Annotated in this window: 14 protein-coding genes; 11 read left to right on the top strand and 3 right to left on the bottom strand. The window is 48.3% G+C overall.

The annotated features are described in order from the left end of the window. The first annotated feature begins 27 nt into the window (after window positions 1-27). The 10 genes from FEN17_RS14470 to FEN17_RS14425 all read left to right on the top strand — a co-directional run bounded on the left by FEN17_RS14470 (window position 28) and on the right by FEN17_RS14425 (window position 12,814). The gene (locus FEN17_RS14470; protein ID WP_138366057.1) at window positions 28-1,419 is read left to right on the top strand and encodes a DegT/DnrJ/EryC1/StrS family aminotransferase; all 1,392 of its coding nucleotides are present in this window, start codon (window positions 28-30) and stop codon (window positions 1,417-1,419) included. Next, window positions 1,416-2,786 (top strand): neutral/alkaline non-lysosomal ceramidase N-terminal domain-containing protein, encoded by a 1,371-nt coding sequence (locus FEN17_RS14465; RefSeq protein ID WP_138366056.1) that lies wholly within the window; start codon window positions 1,416-1,418, stop codon window positions 2,784-2,786. Before FEN17_RS14470 ends, FEN17_RS14465 begins: the two co-directional genes overlap by 4 nt. Window positions 2,787-2,797: 11 nt before the next feature. After that, on the top strand, window positions 2,798-4,123 hold the full coding sequence (locus FEN17_RS14460; RefSeq protein WP_138366055.1) for a hypothetical protein: 1,326 nt from the start codon (window positions 2,798-2,800) through the stop codon (window positions 4,121-4,123). A 7-nt stretch (window positions 4,124-4,130) separates the two neighbouring features. After that, window positions 4,131-6,062, top strand: a complete 1,932-nt coding sequence (locus FEN17_RS14455; protein WP_138366054.1) for a PVC-type heme-binding CxxCH protein — start codon at window positions 4,131-4,133, stop codon at window positions 6,060-6,062. 23 nt (window positions 6,063-6,085) lie between these two features. Beyond that, window positions 6,086-6,448: a high-potential iron-sulfur protein gene (locus FEN17_RS14450; RefSeq protein WP_138366053.1), complete on the top strand. Its 363-nt coding sequence runs from the start codon at window positions 6,086-6,088 to the stop codon at window positions 6,446-6,448. A gap of 118 nt (window positions 6,449-6,566) precedes the next feature. Beyond that, window positions 6,567-7,913 (top strand): Gfo/Idh/MocA family protein, encoded by a 1,347-nt coding sequence (locus FEN17_RS14445; RefSeq protein ID WP_138366052.1) that lies wholly within the window; start codon window positions 6,567-6,569, stop codon window positions 7,911-7,913. Between the two features lies 1 nt (window position 7,914). After that, window positions 7,915-9,240 carry a sugar MFS transporter gene (locus FEN17_RS14440; protein WP_138366051.1) on the top strand — a complete coding sequence of 442 codons (1,326 nt, stop codon included), beginning with the start codon at window positions 7,915-7,917 and terminating at the stop codon, window positions 9,238-9,240. Window positions 9,241-9,416: 176 nt separating this feature from the next. Continuing rightward, entirely contained in the window at window positions 9,417-10,595 is a 1,179-nt protein-coding gene (nagA, locus tag FEN17_RS14435) for an N-acetylglucosamine-6-phosphate deacetylase (protein ID WP_138366050.1), read from the top strand. Window positions 10,596-10,612: 17 nt separating this feature from the next. Next, the gene (locus FEN17_RS14430; protein WP_138366049.1) at window positions 10,613-11,389 is read left to right on the top strand and encodes a glucosamine-6-phosphate deaminase; all 777 of its coding nucleotides are present in this window, start codon (window positions 10,613-10,615) and stop codon (window positions 11,387-11,389) included. 48 nt (window positions 11,390-11,437) lie between these two features. Next, on the top strand, window positions 11,438-12,814 hold the full coding sequence (locus tag FEN17_RS14425; protein ID WP_138366048.1) for a putative oxidoreductase C-terminal domain-containing protein: 1,377 nt from the start codon (window positions 11,438-11,440) through the stop codon (window positions 12,812-12,814). Between the two features lie 165 nt (window positions 12,815-12,979). Here FEN17_RS14425 and FEN17_RS14420 read toward each other — a convergent pair whose 3' ends face one another. After that, window positions 12,980-13,645, bottom strand: a complete 666-nt coding sequence (locus FEN17_RS14420) for a hypothetical protein (RefSeq protein ID WP_138366047.1) — start codon at window positions 13,643-13,645, stop codon at window positions 12,980-12,982. 14 nt (window positions 13,646-13,659) lie between these two features. Continuing rightward, on the bottom strand, window positions 13,660-16,005 hold the full coding sequence (locus tag FEN17_RS14415; protein WP_138366046.1) for a S8 family serine peptidase: 2,346 nt from the start codon (window positions 16,003-16,005) through the stop codon (window positions 13,660-13,662). 310 nt (window positions 16,006-16,315) lie between these two features. On the opposite strand from FEN17_RS14415, the gene FEN17_RS14410 reads away from it, so the two are divergent. After that, window positions 16,316-17,374: an aminotransferase-like domain-containing protein gene (locus FEN17_RS14410; RefSeq protein WP_138366045.1), complete on the top strand. Its 1,059-nt coding sequence runs from the start codon at window positions 16,316-16,318 to the stop codon at window positions 17,372-17,374. Window positions 17,375-17,389: 15 nt separating this feature from the next. Here FEN17_RS14410 and FEN17_RS14405 read toward each other — a convergent pair whose 3' ends face one another. Continuing rightward, complete coding sequence (locus tag FEN17_RS14405; RefSeq protein WP_138366044.1) at window positions 17,390-17,641, bottom strand: hypothetical protein; 252 nt, start codon at window positions 17,639-17,641, stop codon at window positions 17,390-17,392. Between the last annotated feature and the right edge of the window lie 13 nt (window positions 17,642-17,654).

Raw genomic sequence — 17,654 nt, 5'->3', positions numbered from 1 at the left:
AACTGACTTTTCCTGAACCCCTGAAATATGAACCCGCTCATTCAAAAACTTTCACGCCGGGATTTCATCCGGAAAAATTCCCTGGCCGGCGTCGGCGTGGCGCTGGCTTCGACGGGCATCGCGAAGCCTTTTAACATTGCCACCGGCGCGGCTTCAAAACCTGCTATTCTCGGCGGGGCATCGGCCTGGGCGGAGGACCGCTGGCCCATCTGGCCGATGTGGGACAAGGACAATGACGAAAAGCTCCTGCTGGAAGTGATGCGGAGCGGCGTATGGTCACGAGCGGACATGGTGACCCGATTTGAAAAGGCGTGGGCGGATATGCTCGGCGCGAAGCGGAGTCTAGCTGTCGTAAATGGTACGCAGTCGCTGGTGATTGCAATTAACCAGTTGGATATCAAGGCTGGCGATGAAGTTTTGGTACCGCCTTATACATTCATCGCGTCGGTTTCGGCAATACTTTCAAATGGTGCGATGCCGGTTTTCGTGGACATTGACCCTGAAACATTTCAGATCGACCCTGCGAAGATCGAGGCGAAAATTACGCCGCGAACGAAGGCAATTTTACCAGTGCACATTCTGGGTTTGCCCTGCGATATGGACCGCATTATGGCCATCGCGAAGAAACATAATTTGTTTGTGATAGAGGATTCCTGCCAGGCGCATCTGGCTGAGTATGACCACAAAAAGGTCGGTACGATTGGCAATGTCGGCTGTTTTAGTTTTCAGAATTCCAAGAACCTGCCGATCGGGGAAGGTGGTGCGCTGGTCAGCAATGATGACAAGCTCATGGACAAATGTTTTTCCTACCAAAACTTTGGAAATCCGTATGGAACGGCTGTCGGCTCGGTGAGTACGGGGGCGATTATGCAGGGGACCAAACTGCGTTTTACGGAGTACCAGGCGGCGATCGGTATCGCGCAAATGAAGCGTCTCGACGCGCAGACGACCACCAGAAATGAAAATGCAACTTACCTGAAATCGCTGATTAAAGACATTCCGGGCATTAGTCCCTACAAATTATACGATAAGGTAACCCGCGGCGCGTACCACCTTTTTCCTTTCCGATATAACAAGGAAGGTTTCAAAGGTTTATCAAGACAAGATTTTCTGAAAGCATTGACAGCCGAGGGGGTGCCTTGTTCGAGCGGTTACGCGGTTTTGAACACGCAGCCATTTTTAAAGGATACATTTGATTCCAAGAATTACCGGAAAATGTATTCGAAGGATATGTTGGACATCAATGCTTTTAATGAGCGCAACAAATGTCCGCTGAACGAAAAATTGTGCAACGAAGAGGCGGTGTGGTTTACACAAAACATGCTTTTGGGGACCAAAGAAGATATGAAAATGATTGCCTCGGCGATTGAAAAAATCCATGCAGGCGCTGAGAAAATCAAAACTTTGGGCAAAAAATGAGGCGGCTCACTCTTCTTCTCTTCTTACTTTTTGGAACATTATCCGCCTACTCGCAGGCTGGCTGGAAAGCGGGCGTTGCGCGCGTAGCGATTACGCCAAAACAGCCGATGTGGATGGCGGGATTTGCTTCGCGTACCCATGCTTCGGACGGGCAGTTGCACGACATTTGGGCAAAAGCTTTGGCGCTGGAAGATGCGGCTGGCAATCGCTCTCTGCTCATTACCAGCGATTTATTGGGTTTTCCTAAAAAAATGTCGGACGAGATCCGGGCGCAACTGGCCAGTAAATACAAACTGACCAAGGCGCAGGTGATCCTCAACAGTTCGCATACACATTCCGGGCCGGTGCTGGGCATGGCATTGTCGGACATTTACCCTTTGAATGAGGAGGAGCAGAAAAAAATCGATCAGTATTCTCCCTGGCTGATCGAGCAGATTGTGAATCTGGCGGGAAATGCATTGAAATCTTTGCAGCCTGCGAAACTGGAATCACAAAATGGCGTGGCGCGGTTTCAGGTGAACCGGCGCAATAATGATGCGGTAACATTAGAGAGATTAACGGAAATTACCGGACCCGGCGACGCTGCGGTGCCGGTTTTGAAAGTATCGGATGCAAAAGGAAAATTACTTGCAATAGCATTTGGCTATGCCTGTCACCCGACGGTTTTGGACATTTATAAATTCTCCGGCGACTATCCGGGATATGCGCAGATTGAGCTTGAAAAACTGTATCCTGGCACGACAGCCTTATTTTTTCAGGGCGCCGGCGCAGATCAAAATCCTTTGCCGAGACATACGGTTCCCCTCGCAATTCAATATGGAAAAACCCTCGCAGCAGCTGTGGAGCGTGTTTTAAGTGAAGATATGAAACCGCTGGAACCGAAACTTTCGACGGCTTATAAAGAAGTTAACCTTTCGCTCACAACTGCCCCGACCAAAGAGCAGCTCGCTGCTTTGGCCGCAAAACCGGAAAATTATCAGCAACGTTGGGCGAAAAGAATGCTGGGGCTGATTGAAAAAGGCGAAAAATTCCCGACCTCCTACCCTTTGCCGCTGCAAGTATGGAAGCTCGGCGACCAGGCGATTATGACCTTGGGCGGCGAAACGGTGGTGGATTATGCGATCAACATTAAGAAGATTTTCGGGCAGGAAACCTTTGTGATGGGGTATTCCAATGATGTGATGACCTACATTCCGAGCACGACGATCCTGCGCGAGGGTGGCTACGAGGGTGAAATTGCAGCGATTGTGTACGGCCTGCCTGCTACCTGGGCTTCCGATGTGGAGATAGAAATTCTGAACGGCATTGTGCAGCTTGCGAAAGAAGCCGGCGTCGAAAAACCTGAATCCAGACTTTTGAGAAATTAATGAACCCGCACATGTTAATCGATAACTCGGATTATTTCATCGCTTTCGAGGCGCTGACCGATTCGCGATCTCTTCCCGCCAAACACTATTTTTCGGGCTTCGACCGCGCGCACGATACCTATAATGCGATTTCGGCGGCGAGCGACGGGAAAATTTACTATGCACTTTCGTCGGATAATTACGAGATCGGCGGGCAAATGTATGTGTATGATCCAGCGACGGATTCGATAAAATTTCTAGGTGATCTGACGACGATTTGCGGCGAGCAGGATTTAAAGGCGATCCCGCAGGGAAAAAGTCACGTGCGGTTTTATGAAAGAAATGGAAAGCTGTATTTCTCCACGCATGTGGGTTATTATCAGCTGATTGACGGCATGGACCGGCTGCCGGAAACTGCGCCGGAAGGTTACCAGCTTTATCCAGGCGGGCATTTTTTGTCTTATGATTTAAAAACGGAACAGTTTGAAGATCTAGCGACAGTGCCGGGCGGAGAGGGAATGGTGTCGATGACGATGGACCGTGACCGCGGACATATGTATGGAATTTCCTGGCCGAATGGAAATTTTATCCATTATGACCTGGATAACAATGTGTTTAAAAATCTCGGCCCGATTTCTCACCGTGGAGAAGCTGGCACGCCAGGCGAAGATTTTCGCTCGCTTTGCCGGTCTTTGTTTGTGGATGCGCGGGATGGAAGTGTTTATTTTTCGGTGGCTGAGGGTGATATTTTCACCTATAATCCTGAAACTGAAATCCTCCGTAAGCTCGAAAACGTGGACTTGCGGCTGGATTATTTTGGCAAATATGACCCGACGCGGCCGGGCAGTATGTCGTACAACTGGCGGAAAATATTCTGGTATCCGGCTGAGAATGTGGCTTATGGTGTGCATGGAAACTCGGGATATCTTTTTCGATTTGACCCAAAAGCAGAAACCATTGAAATTGTGGAGCGCATCACTTCCGGGCCTTCACGGAAGAGCGGGATGTTTGACCAGTTCAGCTATGGATACCTCGGTTTTCAGCTGGGGCCCGACCAGCAGACGATTTATTACCTCACCGGCGGGCCGATTTATGAAAATGGAAAACGGATAAAAGGGGAAGATCAGATTGCGAAAGGTGCGGCGAAAGGGCTGGAAAACCTGCATTTGATCACTTACCAGCTTTCAACGCAAACTTATATTGACCACGGCCCGATCTTCTACGGCGACGGCGAGCGGCCGACTTATGTGAACTCAATCGCGGTGGGAAATGATGGTTCTATTTACACATTGGCCCGGTTTACGCACGAAGGAAAAACGATACAGGATCTTGTCAAGATACCTAACCCTTTTAATTGACCCACTTATGAACAAAATCGCGGTTTTTGCGCTGGCCACGCTTCTCGTAGCGACCGTATCGTGTTCCAAAAAGCGTTACAAAGATGCGTTGACGCCAGAAGAAGCTTTGAAAAGCTTCCAGTTAGATGATCAATTCAAGATCGAAGTTTTTGCCGCCGAGCCTTTTGTGCTGGACCCGGTGGATATGGTTTTTGACGAACAGGGACGCGTTTTTGTGGTTGAAATGCCAGATTATCCTTACAAACCTGAGCCTGGAAAACAGAAGGGGGCCATCAAAATGTTGGTGGACTCGAATTCAGACGGGCGGATCGATAAGTCGGTGATTTTTGCGGAAAGTTTGTCGGAAGCGACGAGCATTCTACCCTGGAAAGGCGGGTTGCTGGTCTGCGCCGCGCCGAATATTTTCTGGATGAAGGATACCACCGGCGATGCGAAGGCGGACATTAAGGAAACATTGTTTACCGGATTTTTCGAAACGAATTCGGAGGCGCAGATTACCAATCTTCGGTTTGGTGTGGACAACTGGATCTACGCTTCCAACCACGGCCAGGAAGGTAATGTTACATTCAGCAAAGAACCTGGAAAACCGGCTTTACCGATGCGCAGCGCGGATTTTCGGTTTCGTTTGGATAAAAATTTATTTGAGCAGGAAACGGGTCCAGGACAATTTGGACACACATTTGACGACTACGGACATCGTTTTGTGACCCAAAATACCCTGCATCTGCGGCAGTCGGTAATTCCGTGGAGGTATACGCACCGCCACGCATTTTTGCCTTCAACCAATGGTGTTTACGACATTTCGGACGGCGAAATGATCATGTACCAGGAAACGCCGGCACCTTACTGGCGCGCCGAGCGGACCGCCCAGCGGGAAGCACAATACAAAGAGCAGGGCCTTGACCGCCACGAATATGCCGACGACCATTTTACGGGTGCATCGGGTGGCACTTTTTACAATGGTGACCTTTTTCCAAAACAATATTATGGCAGCATTTTCACCGGCGAAGTGGCGGGTAACCTCATCCACCGAGACGTGCTGACGCCTTCAAAAGACAGTCCGGTTTTTCACGCGCACCGGGATAGCATTGCAGAAAATAAAAGGGAGTTTCTGGCTTCGACTGATCCCTGGTTCCGTCCTGCGAACTTTGTAGTGGGCCCGGATGGCGCGCTGTATGTGATCGATATGTACCGTCAGCACATTGAAACGCCGGTCTCTATCCCGGAAGAATTGAAGGCGGATATGGATTTTAATGCGGGAATGGATAAGGGAAGGATTTATAAAATCACGCCTAAGAATGCGAATGCTAAGAATGCGGTCGGTGATTTGACGAAACTTTCGACGGCTGATCTTGTCAAAACTTTGGGTGGAAAAAACCAGTGGGCGAGGCTGTATGCGCAGAAGTTGCTACTGGAAAAGCAGGATAAAACCGTCATTCCGCAAGCTAAGACACTTTTTGAAACAAATACGGATCCCAGGACGAGACTGAGTGCATTGTATGTGCTGGAAGGTTTGGGCGCTTTGAATGCGGATGTTTTAAAGAAAGCGATCGACGATACGGAGCCGGGCGTGCGTGAACATGCAATCATTTTGTCCGAAAAGTTTCCTTCGCTTTTACCTGAAATCATTAAAAAAACAGCTGATCCTGCACCGCGGGTAGCGTTTCAGGCCACATTGAGCATCGGTAACCTGCCTGCGGCCCAATCCGCCCCAATTCTTGCGGAGGTTTTACAAAAACATTATAAAGACCAGTGGTTCCGACTTGCGGTGCTAAGTTCGGATGCCGGCTCGAATGAAGCGTTTTTGAAATTGCTCGAAGACAAATACGCCTTTTTCAAAAATATAGACGAAGAGAAAACAGCTTTCCAGACGGATCTGAACAAAACGATCGAAGCCCGGAAAGTGGGTAAGACTGACAAGGCAGTCGCGAAGAAATAAGCCGCAGCACCATTTGAATATGTATGAAAGAGAATTTTAAACGAAGGGAATTTTTAACAAAATCCTTCCATTTGACCACCGGTGTGGCTACGACATTCTGGCTGGCAAGTTGCGGTGGTGCCAAAACCGAAGAAAAGGAAGCTTCAAAAGACGAGGCGCCGAAAGATCCGTGCAATGATTTTTCCAAAGTGAGTGAAAATGATTTGAATGCCCGGAAAAAGCTGGGATATGTGAACCAATCGCCGATACCGGAGTCGAAATGCGGGAATTGCCAGCTTTGGCTGCCGCCGAAAAAGGGGGTGGAATGTGGTAACTGCCAGCTTTTCAAAGGGCCGGTAATGACGACGGGCTACTGCACCTACTGGGCGCCGCAAGTCGCTGGCTAAAATTCAGTGGCTAATGTTAGTGACTGATCTCACAGGCTGACCTACAAGTATGATTTTGTGCTCAGCACTTTTTAAAATAAAGACCTAAATCACTTTTCCTATATAAAACTCAAATTCAATGGAAACGGACAATAGAAGAGATTTTATCAAGAAGTCGCTGGCGGGCAGTGCGCTGCTGACGGTGGGTGGCATTTTGCCAGGATTCAGCCCGAAAAGTTATGCTAAAATTTTGGGCGCCAACGAGAAAGTGCGGGTGGGCATGATGGGTGTGAACAGTCGCGGGCTGGCTTTGACGGGCAACTATGCTTTGCAGAAAAATTGTGAAATCGTTTCGATTTCCGATGTCGATACCCGCGCCACAGAAAAGGCGATAGCCACGGTTAATGATGTTGCCAAATACAAACCTGCGGATGTTCCGGACTTTCGTAAAGCATTGGAAAATAAGGATATAGACGCGCTCGTGATAGCCGCGCCGGATCACTGGCACGCGCCCGCAGCAATCCTGGCTTCGAAAGCCGGCAAACATGTGTACCTCGAAAAACCTTGCAGCCACAACCCGAATGAGGGCGAAATGTTGGTGCAGGTGGCGAAAAAATACAAGAATGTAATTCAAATGGGCAACCAGCGTCGCTCTTGGCCGAATGTGGCTGCGGCGATTAAAGAAGTGCATGACGGCGCGATCGGTCGGGCCTATTATGTGAAGGGCTGGTATACCAACAACCGGGCGTCGATTGGTGTAGGTAAGGAAACGGCGGTGCCTTCCTGGCTGAACTACGATCTGTGGCAGGGGCCTGCGCCGCGGCGGGCTTTCAAAGACAACATTCTGCATTATAACTGGCACTGGTTCTGGCACTGGGGCACCGGCGAAGCGCTGAACAATGGTACGCACATGCTGGATCTGATGCGCTGGGGTTTGCAGGTGGATTATCCTACCCGCGTGACTTCTTCGGGTGGCAGGTTCCGGTATAAAGATGATTGGGAAACGCCTGATACACAGGAGATCAACCTTGAATTTGCGAACAATACCATGATTTCGTGGGAAGGCCGCAGCTGTAATGGTCGCACCAATGAAGGCAGCAGCGTGGGTGTGGTTTTCTATGGTGAAAAGGGGTCCCTGCAAATCTGGGAAGGTAATGCTTATACCATTTACGGGCTTGATAACAAGGTGGTTAAGGATGTCAAAAATGACTTTGTGATTGACCCGCTAAATAAAATGAACCCGTCGCAGGGACTGGATGCGCTGCACATTCAAAACTTTTTTGACGCGATCAAAAAAGGTACGCCGCTGGCTTCCGAGATCGTTGGCGGGCACCAGAGTACATTGCTGGCGCAGCTGGGGAACATTGCGGTGCGGTCTGGCGGGGTGCTGAATGTTGATCCGACGAATGGGCATATCAAGGGGAATAAGGAGGCGGAGAAGTTGTGGAAGCGGGAGTATCAGAAAGGGTGGGAACCTACGGTGTAATATGAAAGCAGCAACAGTCGCAGTAAAAGTCGAGAGCCTGACCAGGACGGAAACCAACATTTCGGTCTTTCTGATCGGGGTGATGTTTTTCATTTTTGGATTTATTTCCTGGGTCAATTCGATATTGATCCCCTATTTCAAAATCGCCTGCGAGCTGACGAGCTTTCAAGCCTATCTGGTGGCATTTGCGTTTTACATTGCCTATTTCGTGATGTCTGTGCCGGCTTCGTTTTTGCTAAAAACAGTAGGTTTTAAAAAGGGTATGATGTTTGGTTTCTGGGCTATGGCGGCCGGGGCTTTCATTTTTGTACCGGCTGCGATGACGCGGACTTACGAGATTTTCCTGCTAGGACTTTTCACAATCGGCATTGGACTGGCGATTTTGCAAACTGCCGCCAATCCCTACATTACCATCCTCGGCGCCAAAGAAAGAGCAGCGCAGCGGATCAGTATGATGGGGATTTGCAACAAAGCGGCGGGCATTTTGTCGCCGATCATTTTCGCGGCCGTGATCTTGAAACCCACGGATACAGATCTTTTCAAGCAGCTCGGCTCGATGACCGACATTGAAAAAAGCGCGGCACTGGACGAACTGATCCGCCGGGTGATTAATCCTTACATTGCTCTTGGAAGCTTTTTGTTTGTGCTGGGTTTTCTGGTCTTCAAATCGCCGCTTCCTGAAATTGATACCGAACATGAAAGTGCGGAGGTAGCCACTGCGAATGCGGGTAAAAACAGCATTTTCCAGTTTCCGCATTTGATCCTCGGCGCGCTGGCAATTTTCCTGCACGTCGGTACCCAGGTGATCGCGATTGATACCATTATCGGTTATGCTAATTCGATGGGCATTGATTTACTGGAGGCGAAGGTTTTTCCTTCCTATACATTGTTTTGCACCATTTGCGGGTATCTGATCGGGATTACCGTCATACCTAAATTCATCAGTCAGGTAAATGCATTGCGGGTCTGTACTTTGCTGGGGACGGCTTTTACATTGCTGATCATTTTTACCCACGGACAAGTGAACTTCCTGGGGCATACGACGGACATTTCGATCTGGTTTGTGGTGCTGCTGGGTCTGGCTAACTCGCTGGTTTGGGCTGGTATCTGGCCGCTGGCGCTGGATGATCTGGGGCGCTTTACCAAGTTAGGCGCTTCTATTATGATCATGGGGCTTTGCGGAAATGCGATTATGCCGCTTTTCTACGGATATTTCGCGGATAAGGTGGATGTGAGACAGGCTTATTGGGTTTTGCTGCCTTGTTATTTGTATTTGGTTTTTTATGCGGTGAAGGGGCATAAAATGAGGAAATGGATTTTTGAATGAGGGGTTGCGCTCAACGTACTAATGCGGCATGCATGTTATGTGTCATGCTGAGCGGAGTCGAAGCACGTTTCTGGCTCGGCACCTCGCCTGTTCATTGTGCCGAGCCAGTGGCGTGCTTCGACTCCGCTCAGCATGACAAAAGAGTGGCGACAAAACATACCAAAAATTGAATTTGAATGAAAATTAAGATCATAAACAGCACACTGATAACCCCTTACCGCTATCTTAAAAATGGTACTGTGGTGATCGAGGATGGAAAAATTATAGGTATTCACCAGGGTGACATTGACGTACCAAATGCAGAGGTAATTGACGCAGAAGGACATTATGTAGCCCCCGGCTTCATTGACATTCACATCCACGGTGGCGGCGGATATGATTTTATGGATGGGAGCTTAGAGGCGTTTTTAGGGATTGCGGAGACGCATGCGCAATATGGTACGACGGCGATGGTGCCGACTACATTGACTAGTGAAAAAGAGGATTTGCTGCTTTCACTTGACAATTATGAGAAAGCTAATGCACTAAATGTTAAAGGCGCGCAGTTTTTGGGGATGCATTTGGAGGGGCCTTATTTTGCTTTGAGTCAGCGGGGGGCGCAGGATCCGCGGTATATCCGGAATCCGGATCCGGCTGAGTATGAGGAGGTGCTGGCTTATTCTTCGTCGATTGCGCGGTGGAGTGCGGCGCCGGAGTTGCCGGGGGCGATAGATTTTGGGAAGAGATTGAGACAAAAAGGCATTTTGGCGGCCGTGGCCCATACGGATGCGATTTATGAAGATGTGCTCGAAGCTTTTGAAAATGGGTATACCTTGGCGACGCACCTTTATTCGGCTATGTCCGGCGTGACGCGGCGGAATGCATTTCGGTATGCCGGGACGATTGAAAGCGCCTTTTTGCTGGATATGGATGTGGAGATTATTGCAGACGGCGTCCACTTGCCGGCGCCGCTTTTGAAATTGATCTATAAAATAAAAGGTGCTGACCGTACCGCATTGATTACCGATGCCATGCGCGCAGCCGGGATGCCGGAGGGTGAAAGTACGTTAGGCTCTTTGAAAAACGGTTTGAAAGTGATCGTCGAAGACGGCGTCGCGAAGTTGCCCGATCGCACTTCGTTTGCGGGGAGTGTTTCTACATTTGATCGTCTTGTAAGAACGATGGTGCAGATCGCCGATGTTTCGCTGCTGGATGCGGTGCGAATGGGCTCAACGACGCCCGCGCGGATTATGGGCGTAGACGATCGAAAAGGCTCGCTCGCGGCTGGCAAGGATGCCGACATTGTGATTTTTGACCAAAACATAAATATTCAGCGCACCATTGTGGCTGGAAAAACCATTTACCAAAAACATTAGATCTAACTACACAAAGAATGAAAGTTGACAATCTGGAAGTAAAAATCTTTGAAACCCGGCAGGAAATGGGTGCCGCTGCCGCCCAGGCCGTGGCTGATAAAATCCGCGAGATACAGGATACCAAGGATTTTGTAAATATCATTTTCGCCTCTGCGCCTTCGCAAAACGAATTTTTGGCTGCGTTAAAAGAAGAAAAATGGATTCGGTGGGACAAGATCAATGCATTTCACATGGACGAGTATGTGGGTATTGCTGCCGATGCGTCGCAGAATTTTGGTTACTTCCTGAAAGTTCGTTTGTTCGATATCGTCCATCCACATTCCGTTTGGTATCTCGACGGTAACGCTACCGATCTGGATGCCGAATGTGCACGCTATGCGGATCTGCTTGAAAAAAATCCGATTGACATTGTTTGTCTGGGTATCGGCGAGAACGGACATTTGGCATTTAATGATCCGCATGTAGCATTTTTTGATGATCCGCTGGTTGTGAAACAGGTTGAGCTGGATGACGCTTGCCGCCAGCAGCAGGTGAATGATGCTTGTTTTGATACTTTTGATGAAGTGCCGCAAAATGCGCTGACGCTCACCATACCAACCTTGCTGAAAGCGAAATATGCCTTTTGCATTGTGCCGGGCGAGAAAAAAGCGGATGCGATTTACCATACCATCGCGGAGGATATTCAGGAATTATATCCTTCGACGATCCTGCGCAAACATCCGAATGCCATTTTATTTATTGATAAAGCGAGTTCAGGGAAACTGAAAGAAATTTCGTCGTACAGTCAGGCATAGTTTCACCTCGAGAAACTATCTTGCAAACATTACCTCAACCCATTTCAAATGAGAAAAGAACTCTTGACAGTCGCTTTGTTAGCCGCCATGGTATTCAATCAAGGATGTAATTCGAAGAAAGAGGAAGCAAAAGAGGAGACGAAAAAACCGCTGAGCCTGATCGTAGTTGAGCCGGGACATTTCCACGCCGCACTGGTTCAGAAATCGATGTATGACGATGTGGATTCGGTGGTGCATGTGTATGCGACCGAAGGACCGGACGTGAAGGCTTATCTTGATAAGGTAGAGAAATACAACTCAGCGCCTGAAAATCCGACGCATTGGAAGGAGGAAGTTTATACCGGCGCGGATTTCATGGACAAAATGCTGGCTGAGAAAAAAGGTAATGTGGTGGTTTTGGCTGGAAATAATCAGAAGAAAACGGATTATATCAAACGTTCGGTCGATGCGAAATTGAATGTGCTGGCCGATAAACCGATGGCAATCGATGCAGCGGGTTTTGATAAATTGAAAGAGGCATTTGAGAGTGCGAAAAAGAACAATGTGTTGCTGTACGATATCATGACCGAGCGTTATGAGATCACCAACACGCTGCAACGTGAGCTGGCTGCACTTCCCGAGATTTTTGGCGAGCTGCAAAAAGGTACGCCCGAAAGTCCGGCAGTGATGAAGGAAAGTGTGCACCATTATTTCAAATACATTTCCGGCGAGCCGCTGGTCCGTCCGACCTGGTTTTTTGATGTAAAACAGCAGGGTGAAGGCATGGTGGACGTGACGACGCATTTGGTTGACCTGGTCCAGTGGAGCGCATTTCCGGATGTAGCTTTGGATTATCAGAAAGACATTGAATTAATCTCTGCCAAACGTACCGCTACCCAGCTGACGCCATCGCAATTTAAACTTGTGACTAAAAGCGAAACTTTCCCCGACTTCCTGAAAAAAGACGTGAAGGATACGATTTTGAATGTGTATTCGAATGGTGAAATGAACTACAAGCTGAAAGGTGTGAATGCAAAAGTGTCCGTGCTCTGGAAATTCCAGGCCCCGGAAGGCACCGGCGATACGCATTATTCGATCATGAAAGGCTCAAAATCCAACCTGGTCGTCCGCCAGGGCGCCGAGCAGAAGTATAAGCCTGTTCTTTACATTGAAACCAAGGACAAATCGAAGGCTTACGAAGACGCGGTGGCGGCAGCATTCAAAACTGTGCAGGATAAGCATCCGGGTGTGGAATTGAAAAAGATTGCTGCCGGCTGGGAAATTTCTATTCCGGCGAAATATGATACCGGGCACGAGTCGCATTTTGCTCAGGTGGCGAATAAGTATATGGAATACTTGAAGGCTGGAAAGCTGCCGGAGTGGGAAGTGCCGAATATGATTGCGAAGTATTGGTTGACGACGGAGGCGCTGAAGCGGGCGAAGTGACCCTTCGACCGCCGGGCGGCCCCGTGCGCTCAGGGTGACAAGATGAGGGCGAGCAGCGATACACGCTGCTCACTTTTTTTATGAATAATGCTTAATGACTGTGAAAAACGCTTAAAAATCGGTCGAGTTTATGAAAAGTGCATATAAAGACTCGACAAGCAGTTGTTAGGGAGCCTTAAACAAAGTCAATGCTGCTTTCCCAACTAACGTTTGACTTTTAATCCCCGTCGCACTTCGCTCTCTTTTTACCGCTGCCAAATCTCTTCTATACTCCGCTGAAATTGCCAGACGCCGCCATTTGACTCCTGCCGACGCTGAACCTACCGGATTTACACGTCTATAACCAAAAGCATCCCGGGTTACCACCTTTCCAAAACCCTCAACATGTTGCACAGCGGCAACCAGCATATTCGCGCCCAACTTTCCATCAACAAAAAATCTGATTTGTGATTTTGGATTGACATACCAGCGTAGCCCAAAGTCCACAGCCCCACGATGATGAATTTCTTTGGTGACCCATCGCGAACCAGTCGAACTACGCTCGCCAAACATATCCGCGGGCATTTTCTTTTGTAAATAATTCAGTTGACCGAGAAGAGAAAACTTTTGATTCAACACGCGCTCGGCAAATATGCCCGCCCCGGTAGAATGATAGGAAGGAAAATTCTGAATGTATCCGTTTGGTATCGACTCTAACCCATAATAATTCCGGTGATACCAGTCTTTCCCAAGATCAACCTGCGCTCCAAACTCCCAGCGCGCGGTTTTTTGTGCATGAATGTTCGAGACATTTAATGTGGCGATTGCTGATAGAATGATCAATGCTTTCATAGCCCTATAATAGTTTAATTTAAAACAATCCGCACTTTTTCAACCCGCTCACTTTTTCCCTTTTCAAAAAGCAAATGCAAATAATAAACGCCGCGAGGAAGATCACCGACAGAAATTAACATTTTATTTCCGTCGCCTTGTTTTGTAAGTGCTTGTTTTGCAAAAACTATCATCGCAGGATTGGCCGAACTTTCACTAAATATTTGAATTTGATCTGGAATAGTTTCTTCAATTTCAGCAGTTGCAAATTCTAATGTTATGTAATCCTTCACCGGATTAGGATAGACTTTTAACATTCCGGATGAAAGATAAAATACGAAATCTTCGGAATAATTGCCGCAGCTATTTGTTGCAGTAAGTTTGACTTTGCGTAGTCCGGTTGTTGAATTTGCCAGGACATACATTTGCGTGCTCGGACTAATCGGACTGTAAATGTCTATCGCCATATCGCCCGAGCCAGCGTAATTGTTATAATTAAAATTTGATGAAGGACTCGACGAAGTTGCCGCCAGATTATAGAGCCCGCCGGCATTCACAGAGGTAGTTCCGCTCACTACACCGTTTACTGTTTTGGTAATATTTGGATTGCCGACCCAAACAGTCCGCTTAATTTTTACCGTCGCGCAAGCATTTGGAATGGTTAAAGTTGCAAAAATATTACCCGCACCGCTATAACCTCCCTGGCGGGTTGCCAGGTTACCAGCCATTGTCAGTCCGGCAGATGCAGACCAGACAGCGGACGAGCCAGCAGGAAATTGCGTCAGCGTATACCCACCATTGCCGCAAATCAAATCTGGTCCGATAATCGGCGCGCCTGCGGCTTTTTCGACTGCTCGCAAAGCATTTACTCTACCGTAACCGAGATCATTGTTATGCGACAAATCCGCGAATGTTGAGCCATTTCCAACCACATAATTGTAGCCTCCAACTTTGTCGCAAGTTTCAGCAATGATTCTCCGAACTTGCGTTTGGGTCAAGTTTGGATTAACTGAAAGAATCAAAGCAGCAATTCCGGCAACCGAAGGCGCCGCCCAGGAAGTGGCACTTTCAGAAGGCTGATTGTTATACTGACCGGCATCTTTTGTAGTTACGTAAGCGCCAGGCGCAGCTACATCGATTCGGTGAGACGGTCCATTGGAACCCTCCCAACGCATATCATTTGATTTGGAAGCGCCTACAACAAAAACATCCTTTACATTTCCAGGCAGCGGCGCCAGATAGTTAAGACCCTTGTTTCCGGAACTCGTTACCAGAAATGCGCCTTTCCCTCCGCGACCATTCAAAGCAGCATTATTCAAAGCAGCTTCAATAAGTGGATTTTGATTGACTGGTGCAGCACTTGGCGTAATTCCCCAGGACATACTTAGGATATCCGCATTCTTAACATTGATGGCATGATTGATCGCCGCAGCAATGTATGAATCCAACGTTTCCGTCCGCAAACTGCCGTCCGGTTTGGTTCCAAATGCCCTGATTGGAATAATCTTACTATTATACGCGGCTCCCGCAGTTCCAATTCCGTTATTTCCTTTCGCCGCCGCAAAACCCGCGCAGCTTGTTCCATGCTGCTCCTCTCCCGCTACCGTTCCGCCATTTGTGTTATACGGAGTTGCGTCAAATCCTGGCAACAAATTGGACTGCAAGTCCGGGTGGTTGAGCTGCACACCATCGTCAATAATCGCGATTTTAATATTGGAGCAGCCCGTAGTAATGTCCCAAGCTTCCGGCAATTTCATTTTGGCCAGGCCCCAGTTGCTGGCAAAGAGCGGGTCATTTGGGTTACCTGCCAGCTCCACAAATCGAAGATAATCTGGCCGTACGAATTCAAATAGGCCAGTAGTTTCCAGTTTTTCACAAGCTTCAACGGGATTATCGCTTGCCAACTGGCCGCCCAAAAAATAATTTTTTTTCGAATCCGTATCCTCAGCTTCGATACTTAAAGAGAATTTCTGAAAAGCATTCAAAACATTTTCAGTCAAAACATTTCTTTTCGGTCGGGCAACGATTCGATCAGACAATCCGGCAATTTCATCACCCGATTCGCTAACCAGCATAGGATGAGCTGATTTAACTTGGGTGCTTCGACGAAGATTTACCAATGCAAGTTTGAATTCTGTATCTGACGTTAGCGAATCGAAAACGACATACGCCATATCCGGAATGCTTTGTACAGGATCTATACTCCTAGCCTTGCCTGAAATTTGCTCAGGTCGCCAATCATTGACATTTGAAAATCTGACGAGGATTTTCGTCTTGGAATACCAAATCGGATACTTGCCGTCCTTCGTGGAGTAGTAGGCATCTTGCGCGGCGGCCAGTTGGATGGTAACAATTAGGAGTAACAGTAATTTTTTCAACATAGCAGCAATAGTTTTAAATGACTAAAAAAACATCGCTCGCTATGTACCCGTATTTTTTGACTAGATCCTAAACCATTTAACTATCGGCAGATATGATTTAACCAACGGTTTGTAATGTTTACTAACCTTCCTCACGCCCGAAATTCCCCACCCGAAACCGCTCAGCAGTCTCAAAATACTCCGCAAACTCTTTAAAAGACTAAAAGATATTACACAGCTCTGTGTCATTCTCGCAACTGCTATTTCAATCCGGAATTGTTTTAAATTCGTCATCAATTCTTTCGCATATGAGACGCTAATTAATCAAAGGATGTACGACTTTCGCTTCAACTACCCTCTTTCCGACAACCATCACAAGCTGCTTCTGAAAAATCTGAAAGACATTGGCCCGGAGATCAACCTGGGAATGGTTCCGGTAGGCGGTTTGGATGCTGATCGCCAGGTAGCGTCCCGGTGGCTGTCGGTACCTGGGTCCGAAATCGCTGCCGAAAACATATTTATCGCGGGTGGCGGACACCAGGCCATGACTTCGATATTGTTGTGTGCCGGGCTGGCAGGTAAGGTGGTGGTCGCCGATGCCATTACTTACAATGGACTCAAATCCGTGGCGGGAATGCTTAATGTAAAACTGGCCGCCTGCCCGACAGACGAGGAAGGAATGCTGCCGGATGCATTGTATGAAATTTGCAGGAAAACCGGCGCGAAGGCGGTGTACTTGATGCCAACAATCCATAATCCATTGTGCATTGTAATGCCCCTGAAACGTCGACTCGAAATCGTGGAAGTAGCCCGAAAACTGGACCTGATACTGATCGACGATGACGCTTACGGATTTTTGGAAGCTCAGCCGCCGCTTAACTTTGCCAGGTTGGCGCCTGAACGTAGCTTTTATATTTACAGTTTCGCAAAACCACTTTCGGCGGGACTAAAAACATCTTACATCGTGGTGCCGCCCCAATGGCAGTCCCGCATCATTGAGGCGATCAGAATAACCGGCAGCGGTGCCCCCATGCTGCTCAACAGACTGACGAGCCAGGTCATTAACTCGGGAGACGCCGAAGCTATTATTGTTGAAAAACGTGCAGAAGGCGCTTTACGTCAACAAATTGTAGCGGATGTACTAGCGGGCGTCCCCTACCATACACATCCGAACAGTTTTCACATCTGGATTCCGCTTCCTGCCGACCTTAATGTAGCTCACGCGGAAGCCCGGCTGCAATCCCGCGGCGTCGAAGTTGTCACCAGCCTTTCGTACCAGATCGAAAATGACGTTGCCAACAACGGCATTCGCCTTGCACTCGGCAACGTCCATCGCCACGCCGACATTCGTGACGGTCTGGAAATTGTGGCGGAGGTTTTGAAGAGCTAGCCGATGGAAGGCCGATCAATGAGAACTGGTGGAGAGACTCTCCGCCTTCTCAAAAAACTCCAGCAACTCTTTAAAAGACCAAAATACATTGCTGAGTTCCGGCGTGTAACCTAACTCCTTCTGGACGAGGATGTAGCCGCCAAACATATCCCAAACATACGCTTTCCAGCGTTCGGGCGTACTGCTGCTCAGCAGCATGTGTACTTCCCTGCCATAAGCCAGCAAAACCGCATCCGAAGGAGCATTAAAGTGTGTTTCTGTGTTCATTTTTGTAAAGTTA

This window comes from Dyadobacter luticola, assembly GCF_005860805.1.
GTDB classification, from domain to species: Bacteria; Bacteroidota; Bacteroidia; order Cytophagales; family Spirosomataceae; genus Dyadobacter; species Dyadobacter luticola.
This window is presented reverse-complemented; position numbering and strand designations above follow the sequence as displayed.